The 20,105-nt window shown below is 69.8% G+C and carries 18 protein-coding genes; 12 read left to right on the forward strand and 6 right to left on the reverse strand.

Annotation, left to right across the window (positions count from 1 at the left end):
• The 3 genes from QQA12_RS01875 (at nt 1) to QQA12_RS01885 (ending at nt 2,795) form a co-directional block, all read left to right on the forward strand.
• A complete protein-coding gene (locus QQA12_RS01875; protein WP_226050506.1) occupies nt 1-666 on the forward strand; it encodes an oxidoreductase in 666 nt (221 codons plus the stop codon).
• Between the two features lie 84 nt (nt 667-750).
• A complete protein-coding gene (locus tag QQA12_RS01880; protein WP_226050505.1) occupies nt 751-1,515 on the forward strand; it encodes an EAL domain-containing protein in 765 nt (254 codons plus the stop codon).
• Nucleotides 1,503-2,795, forward strand: coding sequence for a diguanylate cyclase (locus tag QQA12_RS01885; protein WP_226050504.1), 1,293 nt, complete (start codon nt 1,503-1,505; stop codon nt 2,793-2,795). Before QQA12_RS01880 ends, QQA12_RS01885 begins: the two co-directional genes overlap by 13 nt.
• A gap of 19 nt (nt 2,796-2,814) precedes the next feature.
• Here the strand turns inward: QQA12_RS01885 and QQA12_RS01890 are convergent, their stop codons facing one another.
• Nucleotides 2,815-3,102 carry a hypothetical protein gene (locus QQA12_RS01890; protein WP_054661820.1) on the reverse strand — a complete coding sequence of 96 codons (288 nt, stop codon included), beginning with the start codon at nt 3,100-3,102 and terminating at the stop codon, nt 2,815-2,817.
• Nucleotides 3,103-3,348: 246 nt separating this feature from the next.
• The gene (locus QQA12_RS01895) at nt 3,349-3,594 is read right to left on the reverse strand and encodes a hypothetical protein (RefSeq protein ID WP_152984938.1); all 246 of its coding nucleotides are present in this window, start codon (nt 3,592-3,594) and stop codon (nt 3,349-3,351) included.
• A 679-nt stretch (nt 3,595-4,273) separates the two neighbouring features.
• On the opposite strand from QQA12_RS01895, the gene QQA12_RS01900 reads away from it, so the two are divergent.
• Complete coding sequence (locus QQA12_RS01900; RefSeq protein WP_226050503.1) at nt 4,274-6,943, forward strand: EAL domain-containing protein; 2,670 nt, start codon at nt 4,274-4,276, stop codon at nt 6,941-6,943.
• 9 nt (nt 6,944-6,952) lie between these two features.
• Here the strand turns inward: QQA12_RS01900 and QQA12_RS01905 are convergent, their stop codons facing one another.
• Nucleotides 6,953-7,795, reverse strand: a complete 843-nt coding sequence (locus QQA12_RS01905) for an SAM-dependent methyltransferase (protein WP_056931056.1) — start codon at nt 7,793-7,795, stop codon at nt 6,953-6,955.
• Nucleotides 7,796-8,014: 219 nt separating this feature from the next.
• Between QQA12_RS01905 and QQA12_RS01910 the strand changes: the two genes are divergently transcribed.
• Together QQA12_RS01910 and QQA12_RS01915 are read left to right on the forward strand one after the other, a co-directional pair.
• Nucleotides 8,015-8,917 (forward strand): hypothetical protein, encoded by a 903-nt coding sequence (locus QQA12_RS01910; protein ID WP_226050502.1) that lies wholly within the window; start codon nt 8,015-8,017, stop codon nt 8,915-8,917.
• Nucleotides 8,918-9,162: 245 nt separating this feature from the next.
• Nucleotides 9,163-10,236, forward strand: coding sequence for a chitinase (locus tag QQA12_RS01915; RefSeq protein WP_226050501.1), 1,074 nt, complete (start codon nt 9,163-9,165; stop codon nt 10,234-10,236).
• A 28-nt stretch (nt 10,237-10,264) separates the two neighbouring features.
• Here QQA12_RS01915 and QQA12_RS01920 read toward each other — a convergent pair whose 3' ends face one another.
• Nucleotides 10,265-10,729 (reverse strand): hypothetical protein, encoded by a 465-nt coding sequence (locus QQA12_RS01920; protein WP_226050500.1) that lies wholly within the window; start codon nt 10,727-10,729, stop codon nt 10,265-10,267.
• Between the two features lie 93 nt (nt 10,730-10,822).
• On the opposite strand from QQA12_RS01920, the gene QQA12_RS01925 reads away from it, so the two are divergent.
• Nucleotides 10,823-12,931, forward strand: a complete 2,109-nt coding sequence (locus tag QQA12_RS01925; RefSeq protein ID WP_226050499.1) for a gluconolaconase — start codon at nt 10,823-10,825, stop codon at nt 12,929-12,931.
• A 177-nt stretch (nt 12,932-13,108) separates the two neighbouring features.
• On the opposite strand, the gene QQA12_RS01930 is transcribed toward QQA12_RS01925, so the two are convergent.
• Nucleotides 13,109-16,213 carry a TonB-dependent receptor gene (locus tag QQA12_RS01930; protein WP_226050498.1) on the reverse strand — a complete coding sequence of 1,035 codons (3,105 nt, stop codon included), beginning with the start codon at nt 16,211-16,213 and terminating at the stop codon, nt 13,109-13,111.
• A 296-nt stretch (nt 16,214-16,509) separates the two neighbouring features.
• Entirely contained in the window at nt 16,510-16,881 is a 372-nt protein-coding gene (locus QQA12_RS01935; protein ID WP_054661844.1) for a YciI family protein, read from the reverse strand.
• Between the two features lie 167 nt (nt 16,882-17,048).
• Between QQA12_RS01935 and QQA12_RS01940 the strand changes: the two genes are divergently transcribed.
• From QQA12_RS01940 to QQA12_RS01960, 5 genes are read left to right on the forward strand one after another with little or no spacing between them, the layout of a single operon-like run.
• Nucleotides 17,049-17,480 (forward strand): YciI family protein, encoded by a 432-nt coding sequence (locus QQA12_RS01940; protein WP_056931111.1) that lies wholly within the window; start codon nt 17,049-17,051, stop codon nt 17,478-17,480.
• A gap of 22 nt (nt 17,481-17,502) precedes the next feature.
• Complete coding sequence (locus QQA12_RS01945) at nt 17,503-17,940, forward strand: VOC family protein (protein ID WP_226050497.1); 438 nt, start codon at nt 17,503-17,505, stop codon at nt 17,938-17,940.
• On the forward strand, nt 17,937-18,347 hold the full coding sequence (locus tag QQA12_RS01950; protein WP_054668538.1) for a VOC family protein: 411 nt from the start codon (nt 17,937-17,939) through the stop codon (nt 18,345-18,347). The genes QQA12_RS01945 and QQA12_RS01950 overlap by 4 nt, the downstream gene beginning before the upstream one ends.
• Before the next feature lie 60 nt (nt 18,348-18,407).
• The gene (locus QQA12_RS01955) at nt 18,408-18,764 is read left to right on the forward strand and encodes a DUF1428 domain-containing protein (protein WP_054661853.1); all 357 of its coding nucleotides are present in this window, start codon (nt 18,408-18,410) and stop codon (nt 18,762-18,764) included.
• A 50-nt stretch (nt 18,765-18,814) separates the two neighbouring features.
• Nucleotides 18,815-20,068: an RNA polymerase sigma factor gene (locus QQA12_RS01960; RefSeq protein WP_226050496.1), complete on the forward strand. Its 1,254-nt coding sequence runs from the start codon at nt 18,815-18,817 to the stop codon at nt 20,066-20,068.
• The last annotated feature ends 37 nt before the right edge of the window (nt 20,069-20,105 follow it).

The following is a 20,105-nucleotide window of genomic DNA, read 5'->3' on the forward strand; positions in this document are numbered from 1 at the left end:
ATGGGCAAGCGGATTCTGCTGGTGGGCGCCACCGGCCTGGTCGGCCAGGGCGTGCAGCGCGTGCTGCTGGAGTCGGACCTGGTCGAAGCGGTGAGCGTGCTGGCCAGGCGCCCGCCGGCATCGCCCGATCCCCGCGTGCAGGTGCTGCTGGCCGACGGCTTTTCCACGCAGGCGCTGGCCGCGCTCGACCTGCGCCGGCACGACGCCTGCCTGTACTGCGCCGGCCCGCTGCCCGTGGGCATGTCGGAGGCGGCTTACCGCGAGGCGACCGTGGCCACGCTGCAGCGGGTGCTGGCGGCATACGCCGGCGCCAATCCCGACGGCTTCGTGGCCTACATTTCCGGCAAGGGCGCCGATCCCGGCAGCGCGCTGATGCCGTTGCGGGTCAAGGGCGAGGCCGAGCAGGTGGTGGCCCGCTGTGGGCTGGCTTTCACCTGCCTGCGCCCGGGCATCGTCCGCCCGGTGCTTGGCGAGGTGTCGCCGCATCGGCTGCGGCGTGGGCTGTATGCGCTGGGCGACCCGCTGCTGGCGCTGCTGGGCGGCACCGGCCCGCGGGTATTCACCACCACCGCGGCGATCGGCCATTGCCTGCTGCGCCTGGTTCAGGCCACCGGCCCGCGGCCGGCGGTGATCGACAATGCCGACATCGCTGCGGGTGGCGGCTGACCGGTGCCTGCCGCCGCCGCTGGCCGTGCTTCGCGCGCAGCCGCTATCCTTTTTCCCCGATTCCCGGCGCCAAGAACACACTGCATGAACTCCACCGACAAGCGCGCCGGTTGCGCCCTGTGCATCGACGCCCCGCCGCTGGATTTCGAGTTCAGCTACGCGTTCCAGCCGATCGTGGATGTGCATGCGCGGCGGATATTCGCGCATGAAGGCCTGGTGCGCGGCACCGCGGGCGAACCGGCCGGCTCGGTGTTGTCGCGGATCACCCCGGCCAACCGCTACGCGTTCGACCAGGCCTGCCGCGACAAGGTCATACAGACTGCTTCGCGGCTGCAGATGCCCTCGCACCTGTCGATCAACTTCATGCCCAACGCCATCTACCGGCCCGAGCTGTGCATCCGTTCCACGCTGCGCGCCGCACGCCGCCACGGCTTCCCGGTCGAGCGGATCATCTTCGAGACCGTCGAGGGCGAGCAGGTCAGCGATGGCAACTGGCTGGCCGAGATCCTGAGCGAGTACCGGCGGATCGGCTTCAAGACCGCCATCGACGACTTCGGCGCCGGCTTTGCCGGGCTCAACCTGCTGGCCGATTTCCAGCCGGACATCGTCAAGCTGGACATGGCGCTGATCCGCGCGATCGACCAGAGCCGGCCGCGGCGCGCGATCGTCGCCGGCGTAGTGGCGATGTGCCGGCAACTGGACATCGAGGTGATCGCCGAAGGCATCGAGACCGCGGACGAGGCACGCTGCCTGGCCGATCTGGGCATCGCGCTGATGCAGGGCTACTGGTTCGCACGGCCGCAGTTCGAGCGGATCATGCATGAGGACGAGATCCCATGGGCAGCATGAGCGATGCCGGGCTGACGCTGGACCTGCTGGGTCCCACCCGCCCGGCGGTGCTTGCCCATGCGGTCAGCCAGAGCACCAGCGCGGTGCTCATCACCGATGCCAATGTCGAGGACGGCGGCCCGCTGATCGTCTATGCCAACCCGGCGTTCTGCCGGATGAGCGGTTACCGGCCGGAGCAGCTGGTCGGCCGCAGCCCGCGCCTGCTGCAGGGGCCGCTCACCGACCGCGCGCTGATCGCCTCGCTGCGCGAGCACCTGCGCCAGGGGCTGCCGTTTGCCGGCAGCACGGTCAACTATGCGGCCGATGGCCGCGCCTATACGGTGGAGTGGAGCATCTCGCCGGTGCGCGATGCGGCCGGGGTCATCGAATACTTCGTCTCGGTACAGAGCGACATCACCGCGCGGATCGCCGCCGAGCAGGAGCGCCGGTTGTTGCTGCAGGCGCTGGATGCCGCGATCGACCCGATCCTGATCACCGGGCGCGATACCCGGGTAGTGTTCGTCAACGAGGCCTTTGCCCGGCTTACCGGCTACACCCCGGAGGAAATCCTCGGCCAGTCGGCGCGGATGCTGTACCCGTCGCACCAGGACCCGCTGTTCTACCGCAACCTGCGCGTGTGCCTGCGCGAGGGCAAGCCGTTCCGTGCCACCTTCACCTATCGCCACAAGAGCGGCCGCCCGATCCACGTCGAACAGAGCATCGCGCCGGTGGGCGACGGCCGCGGCCGCATCTCGCATTACATCAGCACCGGCAAGGATGTCAGCGAACGGGTCGAGCGCGAATCCAGGCTGATGGAGATGGCGACCATCGACTCGCTGACCGGCCTGCTCAACCGCCACGCCGGTGCCGAGCAGCTCTACCGGCTGGTCGGGCAGGCGCAGGCATCGGTGCGGCCGCTGAGTGTGATCATGGCCGACATCGATCATTTCAAGGCCATCAACGACGTGCACGGGCACAAGGCCGGGGACGACGCGCTGGTGTGCGTGGGCCGGGTGCTGAAATCCTGCGTGCGCGCCGGCGACCGTGCGATCCGCTGGGGCGGTGAGGAGTTCCTGGTCGTCCTGCCCGGCGTCGCGCTGGCCCAGGCGATGGAGCTTGCCGAGCGCCTGCGCTCGAAGGTCGGCGCGGCACGGGTGAACGAGATGGGCCTGTTCTCGCTTTCGGTTTCGGCAGGCGTTGCCGAAATGGCCGCTGGCGAGAGCGCATCGGAGTTGCTGCGGCGTGCGGACCTGGCGATGTACCGCGCCAAGCGCCAGGGCCGCAACGCGGTCAGGTCCTGAGCCGCGCCGCAGCCGCCGCTCAGCCGGCCGGATGGCCGGGCCCGCCCTGGTCGCGTGCCAGCTGGGTGAGCATGCGCAGGTGCTGCTTGGCCCAACGTGCACCCCAGCGCATGCCGGCGCTGGCCGAACGCACGGCGATGATCGGCAACGGGCGCGATGGCTCGTGCAGGTACACCTCGACGATCCAGCCGAGGTTGCGCCTGCAGATTTCCAGCACCTTGATGCCGCCCAGGCACAGGCGTTTGCGGTCGGGTTCCTCGACCCAGTGGAACGGGGGTGGCAGGCGGCTCGGAACGGCTTTGGTCATGGGCAGGGTCCTGGTGTGGCGTTTGCGGCGGCCCGGCCGGACGGGTACGGCGCCAGGTGCTGGCGTCCGCCGTGCGGGGACGGTGCGCTGCCGCGCGCACCTGGGCTCCGCCACACGGCGTCGTCGCGGGCTTCCGGCGCCATTGCAGGGGCCGGCCGGTTGCCGCCACGGGTCAGGGTACCGATGCCCTTCGTTAGCCGGACGTCGACGGCTGCCAGGGCGATTTCACGCCCGCTGCGGCCTACTTCAGCTGACCACCAGCACCCACGTCGTGTTCGACCCGCTGAACCGGTAGCGCAGGCCCTCATGGTCGATCTGGCGCGCGATGTTGCCCTGGCTGTCCACCAGCACGTGCAGGTCGACCAGCACGCCGGCCCCCGCGTTGGGGGCATGGCACAGCAGCGTATCCAGCGCCACTTTCTCGGTGGCCAGCACGGTGACCGGGCGGCATTCCGCCCCCGGTCCGAGCAGGAACGTTTTCACTTCTTTCAAGGGCACTCTCCTTGGGGGGCGACGGGCCCCGGGTCTGGGTGGCGATGCAGTGCTCGGCTGTCGCGCGGGCGCGCGGCGACGCTCCCGGATCCCGGCGACGGGAACGGGGCTTGCATCGGTTCTGGTGGGACGTGCCTGCCTTGCGCGGGACCATGCGCTGCAGGTGGACGGCCGTGCGCTGCGGCATGCCGCAGCGGCGGTGGATGTAGGGCCGGTGGCCTGCCTGTGCGGCGGCGCCGGTCGTGGAGAGGGGTGATCCGGCGTCGAGATATACAGGGCCAGGTGTTAAGAGAAAGGGATGGCCCGGCCAGTCGTTGCATCGAGGTGAAGGCCGCGTGCGAGGCGCACAGGCGGGGTTGTGGCCGGCATTGCGCGGCGGCAGTGCCGGTTTCCCCGGCGGACGGCGGCATGCACGATGACGGTCGCGCGCGCGTCGCGGCGCGTAGAATCGCCCGGGTGTTGTTCAGGATGCTGCCGGTGGCGTTGGCGCCCGGCGGTGCGGCGGGAAGGCCGTTCGTGGTGCGCGTTGCCGGGGCCGACAGCTGCCGCCGGCAAACTGGGATTCAGTCCGGACATGGGGCGGGGCATATGGACGACAGCGGGACGTTGACAGTCCACGGCAGGGCGGTGGCCACCGGTGGCCGGCGCTTCGCCCATGCGGTTCCGGGCAGGGGCGCACATGCGCGATGACGCGCCGGCACCGCGTGGCGGCGACATGCCGCGCTACATCTTCGCCACACCGCTGTGGGCGTTGCTGGTGCTGGTCACGGGCCTGGCGCTGACGGCCTGGATGGCGCTTGGCGAGTGGAGGGGCGAGCGCGACCGGGTGCAGGCCCTGCAGCGCTCGCTGGCCGATGCCGCGCCTGCGCGCCTGCGCGAACCGCTGGCCGGTGCCGCGCTGGGCCTGCGGGCGATGCAGACCGTGCTGCTGGCCGGCACCGCGCAGCTGGACCAGCACACCTTCGACAGCTACCAGCGCAACCTGCGTTCGCAGGAGTGGATCCATGGCTACGTGCTGATCGCGTTCGCGCAGCGGGGAGTCGGCGTCGACGGCCAGGTCACCTACCGCTACCAGTACGTCGCGCCGCTGCAGGGCAACGAGGTCCTGGTGGGCTTCGACGTGGCCCGGCAACCGGAGAACATGGAGGCACTGCGGCGCGCGCGCGACGCCGACACGGCGGCCATGTCCGCGCCGTTCCCGCTGCTGCAGTTCCGCGGGCAGCGCCAGGCCGGCGACATGGGCCTCACCGTGCGCCTGCCGGCGTACACGCCGGGTGCCATGCCGACCACGGTCGAGGAACGGCGCGCGCGCGAACTGGGCGCGCTGGCGGTCAGCGTGCGCCTGGAGCCGATGGTCCGCCAGGCCCTGTACGGCCGCATCCTCGACCACATGGACGTGGAGATCCGCGACCTCGGCGCCCTGCCCGCGCATGCGCAGGTGTTCGCCAGCGCGCCGTTGCCGGCCGATCCGGCGGCACTGCAGCTGCGGCGCATGGAATTCGGCGGGCGCACGTGGGAACTGCGGCTGTGGCCGCGTGCGGCGATGGGGGAGTGGGCGCAACTGCGCCTGATCGTGATCGGTGGCAGCTCGATCAGCGTGTTGCTGGCCCTGTTCCTGTGGTCGCAGGCGACCGTGCACCGCCGCGCGCTGGAGCTCGCGCGGCGGATGAGCGCCCGCTTCGGCGAGAGCGAGGCCCGTTTCCAGGCCCTGAACGAAATGCTGCCGGCGCTGGTGCTGGTGGCCGATGCCCGCGACGGACGCATCACCTATGCCAACCGCGCGGCCAGGTCGCAACTGGGCAATGTCGCCGGCACGCCGCTGGAGGACCTGTTCGCCGATGCGGTGCAGGGCCGGGAGGCGGTTGCCGCCACGCTCGGGGTGGGGACATGGAGCAGCCAGGAGGCGTTCGTGGTGCGCGGCGCCGATGCGGCGCTGTGGGTGAACGCTTCGCTCGCGATGCTGGAGATGGACCATGTGCCCCACCTGCTCATGGTGGCCGGCGATACCAGCGCGCAGCGCGAGATGACCGAACGGCTGCGCTACCAGGCCGCGCATGACGAGCTCACCGGGCTGTGCAACCGCCGCGAATTCGAACGCCGCCTGCGCCAGGCGCTGCTCGATCGCGATGCCGCCGGCGTCGCGTCGTTCGCGTTGATGTACATCGACCTGGACCAGTTCAAGCTGATCAACGACCTGTCCGGGCACACCGCCGGCGACCAGCTGCTGGTGCAGCTGTCGCAGGCGATGCGGCGCCACATCCGCGATGGCGACCTGCTGGCGCGCCTGGGGGGCGACGAGTTCGGCCTGCTGGCGTTCGGCGTGGACCAGGCCCAGGCCGACCGGCTGGCCGAGCAGGTGCGCGCCTGCATCGAGCGCTCGACCTTCTGCTGGCTGGGACGCAGCTACACGGTGAGCGCGAGCATCGGCCTGGTGCTGGTCGACCAGCCCGGATGTACCCTCAAGGACCTGCTGGCCTGGGCCGACACCGCCTGTTACCAGGCCAAGGAAGACGGCCGCAACCGCGTGCGGGTGTACCGCGACGATGCCGACGCCACCCGCCGCATGGGCGAGATGGAATGGGCCAGCCAGCTGCGCCGCGCGCTGGAGCAGGACCGCCTGCTGCTGGACTACCAGGAGATCGTGCCGCTGTCGGCCGGCGCCGAGCCGGTCACGCGGGTGGAACTGCTGCTGCGCATGCGCGCCGACGATGGCAGCGTGATCGCGCCGGGCGTGTTCATGGTGGCGGCCGAGCGCTATGGCCTGATGCCGGCGGTGGACCGCTGGGTGATCCGCACCGCACTGGCCAATTTCAACACCCTGCACCCCTGTGGCGGGCGCCTGCAGAGCTGCGCCATCAACCTCTCCGGTGCCAGCCTCGAGGATGAAGGGCTGGCCGATTTCATCCTCGATTCGATCGCCCGCAATGGCGTGCCGCCACAGCGCCTGTGCCTGGAGATCACCGAAACCGTGGCGGTGCGCGACCTGCTGCGCGTGGTGCGGGTGATCGAGCGCCTGCGCGCGGCAGGCTGCCGCATCGCGCTGGACGATTTCGGCGCCGGCATGGCCTCGTTCGGCTACCTGAAGAACCTGCCGGTGGACGTGATCAAGATCGACGGCAGTTTCGTGCGCGACCTGGGCCACGACCCGATGAGCCGGACCATCATCGATGCCGTTACCCGCATCGGCCACCAGCGCGGGGCCAAGGTGGTGGCCGAGTGGGTGGACGACCTGGACACCCTGGACCTGCTGCGCGAGCTGGGCGTGGACAGTGCGCAGGGCTTCGCCCTGCATCGCCCGGAGCGGGTGCTGTTCCAGCGCGACAACACCGGGCAGCCGCCGGCGCGGTGACGGCGCCGTTCAGCTGCGGACCGCGAACACCCCGTCCAGTTCCGGGCGCGCGCGGAAGCCGGCCCTGGCCAGGCGGGTGGCGACCTCGCGCGGCACGTCGCGGCCGCTGGTCAGCCTGTTGGGCATGCCGGTGTAGTGGAACAGCTGGCCACCCCGGCGCAGCACCCGCGCCAGGTGGTCGTAGAACGCCTGCGAATACAGTTCGCCGGCGATGCCGAAGCGCGGCGGATCGTGCAGCACGGCGTCCACCGAGGCATCGGCGATGTCCGCGATGGCCAGCGAGATATCGCCGTGCGTCAGCGTCAGGCGTCCGCCCGCTGCGTCCGACCCGGGATCCGGCGACCAGGGGTTGAGGGTGCGCAGCCACAGCACTTCCGGACTCTTCTCGAACGAACGCACCGCCGTCACCCCGGCCTCCAGGCAGCAGGCGGCGAAGTAGCCCATGCCGCCGCAGGTGTCGAGCACCTGCTTGCCGCGCGGCGCGACCAGGGCGACCTTGCGGCGCGCGTCCTCCATCGGCGACAACTGCGCGCTGACCAGCATCTTGATGCCGTCGATCTCGAAGGTGGGCACGCCCCACTCGGTCGGCACCAGCTTGTACAGGCCATTGCCGAAGCGCGAGGCCGGCGCGAAATCCCCACCGTCCCAGTAGTACACGGTGCGGTCCTTGAGCCGTTCCGGCCAGGGATAACCGTGGCCGCGCCACTGCCAGCGATCGGCCTCCAGCCGCACCTCGTCGGTGCCGCGGCCGAGGTCGAGCGAGCCGTTCCAGACCACGCTGCCGCCGCGCTGCGCCTCGCGCATGGCGTCCAGCAACGGGCGGGTAAGCAGGGGGCCGGAGTAGTGGGGCATGCGCGGAGCGGGCCCGCGAACGAGCGCCGGTGACGGAAGGGGGCGCCATCGTAACCCGGTCCGGTCGCGCGCCGTCGCCGCGCCCGGCCCGGACCACGGAACTCGCCGCGCCGCCACCGGTCTGTTGCTGGCATGGTCGCACCACGGCGGGTCCGCGCGTGGCCCTGCGCAGATACCCGGCGATGGAGAGGCATGCAGGATTCACGTAGTCGAGAACCGTTGTCCCACCGCGTCGGTGCCGGCCTGGCGACCGCGGCGATCCTGTGCCTGTTCGCGCGCGTGCTCTGGCAGGTGCCCGAGCCCGATCCGAAGAGTCGCACGCAGCGGTTGCAGGTGCGCTGGCTGGCGCGTCACGGCGAAGCCCCGCCGTTGCCGCCGGCGGCGGCGGACACACCCGAGGTGCCGGCAGGGCAGGCGCACGCCGCGCTGCCGCCGCCGCACGCATCGGAGCCGCGGCCGGCAGCCGCCGCATCCGCACCGGCCACTGCAGACCCTGCCGCGGACTGGTCGCGGCGGCTGTACGACGGCCAGGGCGGGATCGCCCTGCCCGGCGAACTTGACGGCGACGGCCGCACGCGCGGCACCGACGAGCGGGTGTTCGAGCATCGTGATGAACTGGCGACGGGCGTCGGCGAGCGCGCCACCGCCGGCCTGTTCTCGAAGCGTGCAGCCGGGACCCGGCAGTCACGCAGGGAGAAGTGGGTCTACGGTGAGGACATCCAGCCGGCGCAGGCACGGCGCGCGCCGGACGTGGCGTTCAACCCGTCGCTGCACGCACGCGCCGCCGACCTCGGCAGCGAGGCCACCGGTGATGCCTACAAGGCCGCGCCGATCCGCCATGAGCCGCTGCCCGGCCTGGACGGCGAGGCCAGCCGTCGCATCCGGACCGCCATCGGCGAGCTGGAACGGCGCTACCCGCGCTGCGGCGACGAGGTGCGCCGCCGCTGGTTCGGCAACGCGCTGCAGCACCTGGACGCGCTGGAGCGGCTGGAGTACCGCTACCGGCATGGCGCCGACCCGGTCGAAGCCGAACACACGCTGCCGTCGGCGGCCGACAGCGCCTATGACCTGGCACGTCGCGCGCTGTGGGATGCGGAGCGACGCATGAAGACCTGCGGCTGAGCGGTGGCGCCAGCGGCAGGCAACGCTGCGCGGTGCATGGCGCCGGTGGCGGGCGCGCATTGTCGCGGCCCCCACCGCCACGGCCACCCCGGGACAGCTGCCGGAGACCTGTTCCACACCTGTACCGGCCACCGCCAGGACTTCCCCGGCCATCAGCGGACAACCTGTGCAGGATGATGTTCCTGAAAGGTTTTTCCGTGCCGGGGGCTGCCTAGAATCGGGTTCCACCACCGCATGGGATCGCGATGAAGCCGGTCAGCCTGTTGTCGTATGCCCTCGCCCTTTTCACCACGTTCGGCTGCCAGGCGCAGCCCGGGCAGGCGGCCGCGCCGCGGGTCGGGGTGGCGCCCGGCTACAGCCACCCGCTGCCGCGGCATGCACTGGTCGGCTACCTGCACAACTTCGACAACGGGTCCGGGGTGCTGCCGCTGGGGCAGGTGGACGGGAGCTGGGACGTGATCGTGCTGGCGTTCGCCGACGACATGGGCGAGGGCAGGATCGCGTTCAACCCGGCGCCGGGACTGGAGCGGGCGCGGCTGGTCGCCGACATCGCCGCGCGCCGCGCCGCCGGCGGCATCGTGGTGCTGTCCTTTGGCGGCGAACTGGGGACGGTGACGCTGCGCACCCAGCGCGACGAGGACAACTTCGTGCGCACCACCGCGCAGGCCATCGATGCGTACGGGCTGGACGGCATCGACATCGACCTGGAGAAGATCGCCGGCGTCGTGCACGGCGCGCCGGTCGCCGCGCGCCTGGTCTCGGCGGTCAAGCGCCTGCACGCCATGTATCCGAACCTGTACGTGTCGATGGCGCCTGAGCACCCCTACGTGCAGGGCGGCTGGGTGTCGATGGAGGGTATCTGGGGCGCCTACCTGCCGTTGATCGACGGGCTGCGCGACGAACTGGACCTGCTGCACGTACAGCTCTACAACAACGGCGGGCTGCCTACGCCCTACCACGCGGACCCGCTGCCTGCCGGCAGCGTGGACATGATGGTGGGCTCGGCCAGAATGCTGATCGAAGGCTTCGAGCTGGCCGGCGGCAAGGGCCGCTTCGAGGGGCTGCGACCGGACCAGGTGGCGCTGGCCCTGCCTTCGGGTCCACGCGCGGCCGGCAGCGGCCATGCCCCGCCGGCGGCCATCATCCGCGCCTTCGACTGCCTGACCCGCGCCACCGGCTGCGATGCGCTGAAGCCGGCGCGGCCATACCCGGACTTCCGTGGCGTGATGGCCTGGTCGATCAACTGGGACGTGGCCGACCAGGGCGCGTTCTCGGTGCCCGTCGGCACGCACCTGCGCCAGGCACGCGCAGGGCAATGACCGGGTCGGCGCGCCGCGGCGCCCGGCCTCAGGCCGTCGCGGGCAGCAGCCGCAGCGCCGGCAGGCCGACGTGGTGCAGCAGTTCGCGCACCACCACCAGCGCCGCGGCGAAGCCGGGGTGCGCGGGCAGGCCGAGGCTGTGCGCGGGCACCCCGGCCGCCACCCGCGCCAGGCGGTTGAACACCTCCTCGACGTCGTCGATGGACAGCGTGGCCGCCGTCCCCGGCGCGCGCCCGCTGGCCGCCAGCAGCGGCGCCAGCACCGGGTCCGCGCATTCCAGCCCTGTCGCCCGGGGCTGGCGCAGGGCGGGAATGGCCGGCATCAGCGCGTCCTCGACCCGCTGGATCGCCTGCTCCAGTGCGACCTCGCCCGGTGGAAGGCGCGACAGTCCCGCGGCCAGCAGATCGTCCAGCGACAACGGCAGCAGCACCGCCGCGGCATGGGGTGCCTGCAGGCGGATGGCCGTTTCTTGCAGATGCAGTTGCAGGTTCATGCGCTGCTCCCGGGGTGGCATGGCCGGCAACGGGTGGTTACGCGCGGGCCGGTGAGCGTCTATGGTGCCGGGTCCGAAGCGGGTGGGATATACATGGAACGCAGGCATTGGGTGATGGTCGTGGCGGCACTGACGGGCGGCGCGTTGGCGGCCAGCTACCTGTGGGCGCCCGGCGCGCCGGATGCGCCGGCGCCGGTGCCGGTGCCGACGCCGCTGGGCTGGCGCGCGCAGGTCGACCTGCTGGGGGGCGATGGCGTCGAGGGCGATGCGATGGGCCCGGACCAGCGCACCCGCTTCAGCGATCCCTGGGGCGTGGCCCTGGATACCGGCGGCACGCTGTACGTGGCCGACGCGGGCGCCAACAACCGCATCCTGTATCGCTGGCTGGACGGTGACTTCCACCTGTTGGCCGGTGGCCGCGAGGGCTTCGCCGACGGCCGCGGTGCGGCTGCCGCGTTTCATACGCCTTCCGGGCTGGCGCTGGACCGGCACGGCAACCTGTATGTCGCCGACACCGGCAATCATGCGATCCGCAGGGTCACGCCGCGCGGCGAGGTCAGCACGCTGGCCGGCGACGGCGTGGCCGGCTTCGCCGACGGGGTCGGGCGCCAGGCGCGCTTCGACGGGCCGATGGGGGTGACGGTGGATGCGGCCGGGCGCGTCTACGTGGCCGATACCTGGAACGACCGCATCCGCGTGATCGAGCCCGACGGACGGGTGTGGACGCTGGCCGGCGGCGACCGCCCCGGCTGGACCGACGGCCAGGGCGGCGCGGCGCGGTTCGACACCCCGACCGACGTCCAGCTGGCCGCCGACGGCACGCTGTGGGTGGCGGACCTGTACAACGATGCGCTGCGCACCGTGGATGCCTCGGGCCGGGTCGCCACCCGCATCGGCGGCCCCGATGGCCAGCGCGTGCTGTGGGGGCCGATGACGCTGGTGCTCACCCACGACGGCGTGGCCTACGTCGGCGAGCGCATCACCGGCCGCGTGGTGCAGGTGTCGCCGGCGGGGCATGTGGTGGCGGTGGCCGGCGACGCGCAGCGTTTCGCGCGCCCGGCGGGCATCGCACTGGCGCCCGATGGCAGCCTGCTGCTCGGCGATGCCGATGGCTACCGCATCCACCACCTGCGGCCACCGGTGGCGGGCGCGGCGGTGGCGGACGCGCCGGTCGGGCCGTCCATGGACAACCCGTTGCCGCGCAACCAGGGGCGCTGGCCGCTGGCGCCGCAGCACGGCTGGCACGAAGTCGTGGGCACGCTGGGCGAAGTGCGCGGCAACTTCAGCGGCGAGAGCCGCCACCACCTGCATGGAGGCTTCGACGTGCGCGGCGATGTCGGCCAGACCGTGCTCGCGATCGCCGCGGCCAAGGTCAGCAGTCCGGCCGCGAGCTGGAGCCCGGGCGGGCAGGCCGAGGGCCTGTCGCTGGATACCGTGGACTACATCCACATGAAGGTCGGCCGCGATCCGTCCAACCGCCCGCTGGACCCGGTGCGCTTCCAGCAGGTGCGCGACGACGACGGGCGGCTGGTGCGGGTGCGCGTGCGCCGCGGTACCCGCTTCGATCCCGGTGATGCGCTGGGCAGCATCAACAGCCAGGCGCACGTGCACCTGGTGGTCGGCCCTTCCGGTTACGAGCGCAACGCCGTGCGGCTGGGTTTCGCCAACTACGCCGACCACGTGCCGCCGCGCATCGACGACATCGCCCTGCTCGATGCCGGGGGCCAGCGGCTGCGTGAGCGCCGCGACGGTCGCCTGCTGGTGCCGCGCGACGGCGGCGATCTGCACCTGGTGGTCGAGGCCTGGGACCAGGTGGACGACAACCTGCCGCGCCGCCGCCTCGGCCTGTATGCGCTGGGCTACCAGATCCTGGACGCCGCGGGCCAGCCGCTGCCCGGCCACGAACAGCCGCGCATGAACATCGAGTTCAACCGCATGCCACCGCAGTCCGAGGCGGTGAAGGTCGCCTATGCCGAAGACAGCGGCATCACCGTCCACGGCAGCGCGGTGACGCGGTTCCGCTACGTGCTCACCAACACGGTGCGCGACGGCAGCCTTGCCCGTGGCCGTCTGCAGGTCGGCGACCTGCCCGATGGCGACTACATCGTGCGGATCCTGGCGCGTGACCACAGTGGCAACGAGGCCACGACGGGCAGGGACCTGCACGTGCGCCTCCTTTCCGGCGCAACGGCCGCCGAATAGGCCGGAACGGGCCGGGATGGCCGGGGATGTGGGTCCCGGTCCTGCCCCTGCCTGCGATCTGGCGTGCGGTCTGTCGTCCGGGTGTGGGGCCGGCCCGCGGCAAAAAAAGACCCCGGCCATGCGGCCGGGGTCCAGTGCGTCTCCACGTTGCAGAGCGCTTTTACAACGGCTGCGCCGTCAGAAGTTGTACGACGCCGAGAACATCACATAGCGCGGCGTCTGCCGGGCGATCGGCAGCAGGTAGGTGTTGGACACGGTGTAGGGACCGGTTTCCGAGGTCACGTCCACCTGGGTCGGGTCCTGGCTGTTGAGCACGTTGAACACCTGCAGACTGAGCGCCAGCCGCTTGTCCATGAACTCTGGGCGCCAGGTGACGCTCATGTCCACGTTGCGGGTCCACGGCGTGCGCTGCGAGCCCGGCGTGGCGACCTTGCCGAAGCAGGTGTGGTAAGCCGCCTCGTAGCCGATCGGATCGGCTTCGTCGGAGTTCTCGTCGATCGTGCCATCCGGGTTGTACCATCCCAGGCAGCTGATCGGCGTACCCGACTGCACGCGCATGTTGGCCGCGACCGTCCACTCCGGGGTAAGCGCGTAGCTGCCATACAGCTTCAACGAATGGCGCCGGTCATTGGCGAGGTAGCCATTGGCGAACTCCATCATTTGCCACGCATCCCAATCCTGGGTCTTGGAGATGTTGGTCTGGCCGAACTCGGACTTCACCTGGCCTTCGTTGTTGCCCTGGCTCTTGGAGTAGGTGTAGGTCGCGCGGCCTTCCCAGGTTCCGTCGAACGGATGCTCGATGAACAGGTCGATGGCCTTGTAGGTACGCTTGACACCTTCGCTGAAGCCCCAGTCCTTGCTGGTCATCCTGACGTCGGTACGCTCGCCGGTCGGCAGGCCATTGGCGTCAAGGTATGCCAAGCTGAACGTGTTGCTGCCACCCGGGTTGAACATGTAGCAGTAGTTCACGAACACGCGGCGGCCGTCGGCCAGTTCGGCGTTGTAGCCCGAGCCCTGGCTTTCATAGTCCACCGCACCGATGTGGTCGAGCAGGGTGTACGGGTCGCAGATGTCGTCGATCGACGATTTCAGGTCACGGTAGGTGAACTTGGCACCGGCAAACCAGCGCTCGCTGATCTGCTTTTCGAAGCCCAGGATGTACTCGTCCTGGTACATGTTCTTCAGGTCCTTCGGCGCGAACGCCAGCACATCCACCGGAGTGCCGTATTCGCCGTTGGACGATACGGGACCCGGCGCCGGTCCGCCGTTCACGCCCGGCACGGCGGTCAGGCCGGTAGGCAGACCGTCGCTGTTGATGCCGGTATAGGTGAAGTACTCCCAGGTGTAGGTCGAGGCCGAGGCACCACGGATGGCCACGTTGTTGGGCATCGCCAGGAAGTAGCGGCCGGCGTTGCCGAATACCTTGAGCGTGGAGTCGCCGAACACGTCCCAGCTGAAGCCCAGGCGCGGGGCCCACTGGTTCTTGGCGTCCATGTAGACTTCGCCGACGTCGTTCTTGTTGGTGAACTGGTCGTTGCGCACGCCCAGCGACAGCAGCAGGTTGTCGGTGATCTGCCAGCGGTCCTCGAGGTACCAGGCCTTCTGATCCAGCGACATGCTGGTGTTGTTGAAGTACTTCAGCTGGCGTACGAAGTAACCGTTGCCGCCGGGTGCGCCGACGCCGAGCGCGGCGGACAGGTTGCCGTTGGGATTGCTGGTGCGACCGTATTCCCAGTAATCGGCTACCTGCGCGGTGCCTTCGTTGGAGGCTTCGAACTTGATGTTGTCCAGGCCCAGGCTGAGGGTGTGATCGCCGACCACCCATTCCAGATCGGCGCGCAGGCCATTGGTCTTGTTCTTGCCATCACGGCTCTGGTAGCCACCCTGCCGGTTCGGGATCGGCGTGCCGCCGGTGATCGACGGGTCCTGGTTGGTGGCGCCGGCTACATACGGAATGCCCGGCAGGATGCCCGGATTGATCTGCTGGTTGGTGAACTCGTTGTTGCCGTAGGTGGCGCTGAGGGTCAGGTTGTCGCTCAGGTAGCCGATGTACTTGAAGATGCGGTAATCGTTTTCCTTGACGATGGGCGTAGGCACGATGGCCAGCCTGTTGCCTTCTGTACCGGTATCGATGTCGTACGAGTAATAGCTGCCGCTGTAGTCGTCCTTCTGCTTCAGCCAGGTGGCTTCCAGCATATGGTTGTCATTGATGTTCCAGTCCAGCTTGACGTAGATGTTGTGGTCGTCGCTCTTGCCATGCGTTGATCGCGGCGAACTCAGTGCGTCAGGGTTGGTGAGGGTCTTGCTGTCCTCGACTTCCGCGCCGGCGAAGAAGAACAGGCGGTCACGCACGATCGGGCCACCGGCGTAAGCGCTGTAGGTGGTGGAACTCGACTCCTCGCCCTTGCCGCGGGAGTAGATCGTCCCGGCCATTTCCGGATCCTCGTAGTCGTATCCATCCGGAAGATCGAGATTGGGCAGGTAGAGGTCCTTGCGCTTCTCGCGGAGCCCCTTGGGTGCCCAGCGGATCTCGCCGCCAAACTCCCAGTCGTTGGTGCCGCGCTTGCCGATCTGGCTGATGACGCCGCCGTCCGAGCGACCGTACTTGGCGCTGTAGCCGCCGGTGTAGGTTTCCTGCTGGGCGATCGCGAAGAACGGAAGACCCGAGCCACCGAGGTTGGAGAGCGGCTCGCCGGTGAAGTAACCGTTGATGTAATAGGCGTTTTCCGAAACGCCCGAGCCGCCGAAGGACACCAGGCCGGACAGTGCCGAGAAGCCGCCTGCACCGGCTACCGCGCCGGGCGCGAGCAGGGCGATGGCTTCGGCTGAACGGTTGATCGGCAGGCGCTGCAGCTGTTCGGCGGTGAACACGGTGCGCGTATCGACGGCGGTCAGGTCGATGGCGGAAGCCGCAGTGGCGGTGACGTTGACCGTCTCCAGGGTGGAGGTGGTGCCGCCGGCGCCAGCGAAGGAGGCATCGGTACCGGCACCGACGATGACGGTCACCTCACGGGTGCCGACCACCTGCCCGTCGTGCTGGACGGTGACCTTGTAGTTGCCTACCGGCAGGGCGTTGAAGTTGTAGCGCCCGTTGGCGTCGGCCGTCACCGTGCGGTTGAAGCCGCTGTTGTTGGTGATCTGAACGATCGTGGTTCCCGTCGAAGCCGAGGGAACCGTGCCGTGGATGCTGCCGGTGGTGCTCTGTGCATAGGCGCCGCCGGCAATGCACACACTCAGTGCCGCGCTCAATGCAGCGCGCTGGATCGTCTTGCGTTTGACCATTTCTCTCTCCAGTGGAAGTCCTTGGCGGGAAACCAGAAGATGAACAAGAGCCGAATGCCAAGTGAACTGACAATAACCCTCGGTTGGCCAAAAGTTAACGGTTTGGAAGTCGTTTCGAATGCAAGTAAAAATTTTCCGTTGTTTTTCAATTACTTGGATTTGTATCGATCTTAATTTATGTGACTTTTGTCACTGTTCATTTTTCTCGAAGTCCCGCCCAAAAGGCTTGACAGAAGGTCGGGACGGGACGCCGCCACCAATGCCCGGCATCCCTCGGCGGCGGCCTCTGGCCCCGGCTACCCCAGCCGTACCCGCTCGGCCTGCAGATCCTCCACCTCGCGCACTTCGATGCTGCCGTAGGCCGCCCACGGGAACTGCCGGGCGATGCGCATGGCCTCCCCTGCGTCGGCGGCTTCGATCAGGTTGAAGCCGGCCAGGATCTCGCGGGTCTCGGCGAAGGGGCCGTCGGTGACCCGCGCCTGGCCGCCGCGGGTGCGCAGGGTGCGCGCGCTGGCCGGCGGCTGCAGCTTCTGCGACATCAGCAAGGTGCCCTGCGCCTGCAGGGCGTCGGCGTGCACCAGGCAGTGGCGCATCTGCGCGTCGTACTCCTGTTGCGGCAGCGACTGCAGCAACTCCGGGTCGATGTAGATCAGCAGCAGGAATTTCATGGCAGGGGCCGATTGGAATGAGGACCCATGATGGCGCAGGGCGGTGGCGCGGCAATCATTAACGCGTTCATGAAAAAGGTCGGCGGCGTTGTCGATCCTGTCGGCGCCGGTTCGTCGTACCAGGTGTGAAGCGGATCGTCCGGTCCGCAACCGTGGAAGGCAGTGCGATGAAAGTGATGGTGATCGTGAAGGCGACGGCGGATACCGAGGCCGGGGTGATGCCCACCGAGGCCGAGCTTGCGGCGATGGGCGCCTACAACGAGCGGCTGGTGGAGGCCGGGATCATGCTGGCGGGCGAGGGCCTGCACCCCAGCCGGCGCGGCGCGCGGGTGCGCTTCGACGGCGCGCGGCGCCAGCTCATCGATGGCCCGTTCGCCGAGACCCGGGAACTGATCGCCGGCTTCTGGCTGTGGCAGGTCCGCTCCATGGACGAGGCGGTGGAGTGGCTCGCACGCGCGCCGTTCGATGCCGACGGCACCGCGCCGGTGGAGGTGGAGATCCGCCCGGTCTTCGAGGCCGAGGACTTCGGCGAGGCCTTCACTCCGGAACTGCGCGCGCAGGAGCAACGTCTGCGCGACCGCATCGAACGCAACGACTGATCCGACCCCGAGGACACATGCGATGAAACTGATTCCTTTCCTGGGCTTCAACGGCGACACCCACGAGGCGATGGCGTTCTACGCCAGGGCACTGGGCGGCAAGGTGGTATCGGAGATGAAGTACGCCGACATGCCCCCCGGCCCCGACATGGAGGGCGACGCCTGCGGCGGATACAGCCCGCGGCCGGAGCACGTCGCTCACTGCCAGGTGGAGGCCGGCGGCGCGATCCTGATGGCCGCCGACGGCCCGCCTGCCCAGGGGCCGTGCGCCACCACCATCAACGTCGACGTGGACAGCGTCGAGGAAGCCGAACGCGTGTTCGCCGCGCTGGCCGAAGGAGGCCAGGTGCAGATGCCGTTGGCCGAGACGTTCTGGGCCCGGCGCTGGGGCATGCTGGTGGACCGCTACGGCAAGCCGTGGATGGTCAACTGCATGAAGCCGATGGACGGGGGCCACTGACGATGGCGGCGCCGCAGATGATCTTCGTCAACCTGCCGGTACGCGACCTGGACGCGTCCAAGGCGTTCTTCACCGCGCTCGGCTATGCCTTCAACCCGCGCTTCACCAACCAGGACGCGGCGTGCATGGTCATCAGCGACACCATCTACGTGATGTTGCTGGTGGAGCCGTTCTTCCGCGGCTTCACGCCCAGGCCGCTGTGCGATGCGCGCAGCCACACCGAGGTCATCACCTGCCTGTCGGCACCCAGCCGCGCCGCGGTGGACGCGCTGCTGGACAAGGCGCTGGCCGCCGGCGCGGACGAGCCGATGCCGGCGCGTGACTACGGCTTCATGTACCAGCGTGGCTTCCAGGACCTGGACGGCCACCTGTGGGAAATCGCCCACATGGACGGCGAACCCGGCTGAACCCCCGGCGGCCGCGGGCCCGCGGTCGCCCCGCCCGTTCATTGCATGCAGGAGACAGCGATGCGTTATGTCGATGGTTTCGTGATACCGGTGCCGCAGGAGCGGCTCGCCGAGTACCGGCGCATGGCGCGCCTGGGCAGCAAGGTGTGGAAGGAGCATGGCGCACTGGCCTATCTGGAAGCGGTGGCCGATGACGTCAAGCCGGGCAGGCACACCTCGTTCCCGCAGGCGGTCAAGCTCAAGCCCGGCGAAGTGGTGGTCTTCGCCTACATCGTCTACCGCTCGCGCGCGCACCGCGACCGGGTCAATGCCAGGGCGATGGCCGATCCGCGCCTGGCCGGCATGAACGCCGGCAATGTCCCGTTCGACGGCAAGCGCATGTTCTGGGGTGGGTTCAAGGCCTTCGTCGACGCGTGACCGGCGGTGCGCTTGCGCCCCCGCCGATGCAGTGCTGTGATCGCGGGCGGATGGACACCCGCGAAATCCAGCGCAGGCTCGATACGGTGTGGCGCATGGAGTCGCCGCGCCTGATCGCGCGCCTGGCGCGGATGCTGGGCGACCTGGACAGTGCCGAGGAACTGGCCCAGGACGCGCTGGTCGCCGCGCTCGAGCACTGGCCGCGGCAGGGCGTGCCCGACAACCCCGGCGCGTGGCTGATGACCACCGCCCAGCGCCGGGCGATCGACCTGCTGCGCCAGCGCCGCCTGCACGCCGGGAAGCAGGAGGCGATGGCGCGCGAGCCGGACCACCAGGGGAGCGTCGTGCGCGACCACGAGCGCGAAGTGGAAGACGCCATCGGCGACGACCTGCTGCGGCTGTTGTTCGTCGCCTGCCACCCGGTACTGCCGGCCGACGCGCGGGTGGCGCTGACCCTGCGCCTGCTGTGCGGCCTGAGCACGGCCGAGATCGCGCGTGCGTTCCTGCTGCCGGAACCGACCATCGCCCAGCGCATCGTCCGCGCCAAGCGCACCCTGGCCGAGCGCGGCATCCCGTTCGAGGTGCCGCGGCGACGGGCGCTGCCGCAGCGGCTGCGGTCGGTGCTGGAAGTGGTCTACCTGGTCTTCAACGAAGGCTACGCCGCCAGCCACGGCGAGGACTGGATGCGCCCGGCGCTGTGCGAGGAGGCGCTGCGCCTGGGCCGGGTGCTGGCGGCATTGCTGCCGGCTTCGGCGCCGGTGCTGGGGTTGCTGGCGCTGATGGAACTGCAGGCGTCGCGGATGGGTGCGCGCACCGATGTGCAGGGCGCGGCGGTGCTGTTGATGGAGCAGGACCGCAGCCGCTGGGACTGGCTGCAGATCGGCCGTGGCCAGGCGTTGCTGGAGAAGGCGCTGGCGCTGGGCGGCGGGGACGATGCCTATGTGCTGCAGGCGGCCATCGCCGCCTGCCATGCGCGGGCACGTCGCGCCGACCGGACCGACTGGGCCGGCATCGCGCAGCTGTATGCGCGGCTGGCGCGGGTCATGCCGTCGCCGGTGGTCGAACTCAACCGCGCCGTGGCGGTGGCCCGCGCGCAGGGGCCGCAGGCCGCCTGGCCGCTGCTCGAGGCCCTGCAGCAGGACGGCCGGCTGGATGACTATGCGCCGCTGCAGGCGGTACGTGGCGACCTGCTCGAGCACCTGGGCCGGCGCGACGAGGCGCGCAGCGCATTCGAGCGTGCCGCCGAGCTGAGCGGCAACGCCCGCGAACGCCAGGCGCTGCGCGCCCGCGCGGCAGACCTGTAGCCGCCGTGCGGTGCCGCGCCCGCCGGTGGCCGGCTGT

The sequence above is a fragment of the Stenotrophomonas sp. 17(2023) genome, assembly GCF_030345315.1.
Classification (GTDB): domain Bacteria; phylum Pseudomonadota; class Gammaproteobacteria; order Xanthomonadales; family Xanthomonadaceae; genus Stenotrophomonas; species Stenotrophomonas acidaminiphila.

What these genes read in the sequence shown, in the direction of transcription:
- QQA12_RS01935 (WP_054661844.1), bottom strand. Translation starts at nt 16,881, where the DNA reads ATGAAATTCCTGCTGCTGATCTACATCGACCCGGAGTTGCTGCAGTCG.
- QQA12_RS01875 (WP_226050506.1), top strand. Translation starts at nt 1, where the DNA reads ATGGGCAAGCGGATTCTGCTGGTGGGCGCCACCGGCCTGGTCGGCCAG.
- QQA12_RS01955 (WP_054661853.1), top strand. Translation starts at nt 18,408, where the DNA reads ATGCGTTATGTCGATGGTTTCGTGATACCGGTGCCGCAGGAGCGGCTC.
- QQA12_RS01915 (WP_226050501.1), top strand. Translation starts at nt 9,163, where the DNA reads ATGAAGCCGGTCAGCCTGTTGTCGTATGCCCTCGCCCTTTTCACCACG.
- QQA12_RS01920 (WP_226050500.1), bottom strand. Translation starts at nt 10,729, where the DNA reads ATGAACCTGCAACTGCATCTGCAAGAAACGGCCATCCGCCTGCAGGCA.
- QQA12_RS01880 (WP_226050505.1), top strand. Translation starts at nt 751, where the DNA reads ATGAACTCCACCGACAAGCGCGCCGGTTGCGCCCTGTGCATCGACGCC.
- QQA12_RS01930 (WP_226050498.1), bottom strand. Translation starts at nt 16,213, where the DNA reads ATGGTCAAACGCAAGACGATCCAGCGCGCTGCATTGAGCGCGGCACTG.
- QQA12_RS01900 (WP_226050503.1), top strand. Translation starts at nt 4,274, where the DNA reads ATGCGCGATGACGCGCCGGCACCGCGTGGCGGCGACATGCCGCGCTAC.
- QQA12_RS01945 (WP_226050497.1), top strand. Translation starts at nt 17,503, where the DNA reads ATGAAACTGATTCCTTTCCTGGGCTTCAACGGCGACACCCACGAGGCG.
- QQA12_RS01905 (WP_056931056.1), bottom strand. Translation starts at nt 7,795, where the DNA reads ATGCCCCACTACTCCGGCCCCCTGCTTACCCGCCCGTTGCTGGACGCC.
- QQA12_RS01940 (WP_056931111.1), top strand. Translation starts at nt 17,049, where the DNA reads ATGAAAGTGATGGTGATCGTGAAGGCGACGGCGGATACCGAGGCCGGG.
- QQA12_RS01885 (WP_226050504.1), top strand. Translation starts at nt 1,503, where the DNA reads ATGGGCAGCATGAGCGATGCCGGGCTGACGCTGGACCTGCTGGGTCCC.
- QQA12_RS01890 (WP_054661820.1), bottom strand. Translation starts at nt 3,102, where the DNA reads ATGACCAAAGCCGTTCCGAGCCGCCTGCCACCCCCGTTCCACTGGGTC.
- QQA12_RS01960 (WP_226050496.1), top strand. Translation starts at nt 18,815, where the DNA reads ATGGACACCCGCGAAATCCAGCGCAGGCTCGATACGGTGTGGCGCATG.
- QQA12_RS01925 (WP_226050499.1), top strand. Translation starts at nt 10,823, where the DNA reads ATGGAACGCAGGCATTGGGTGATGGTCGTGGCGGCACTGACGGGCGGC.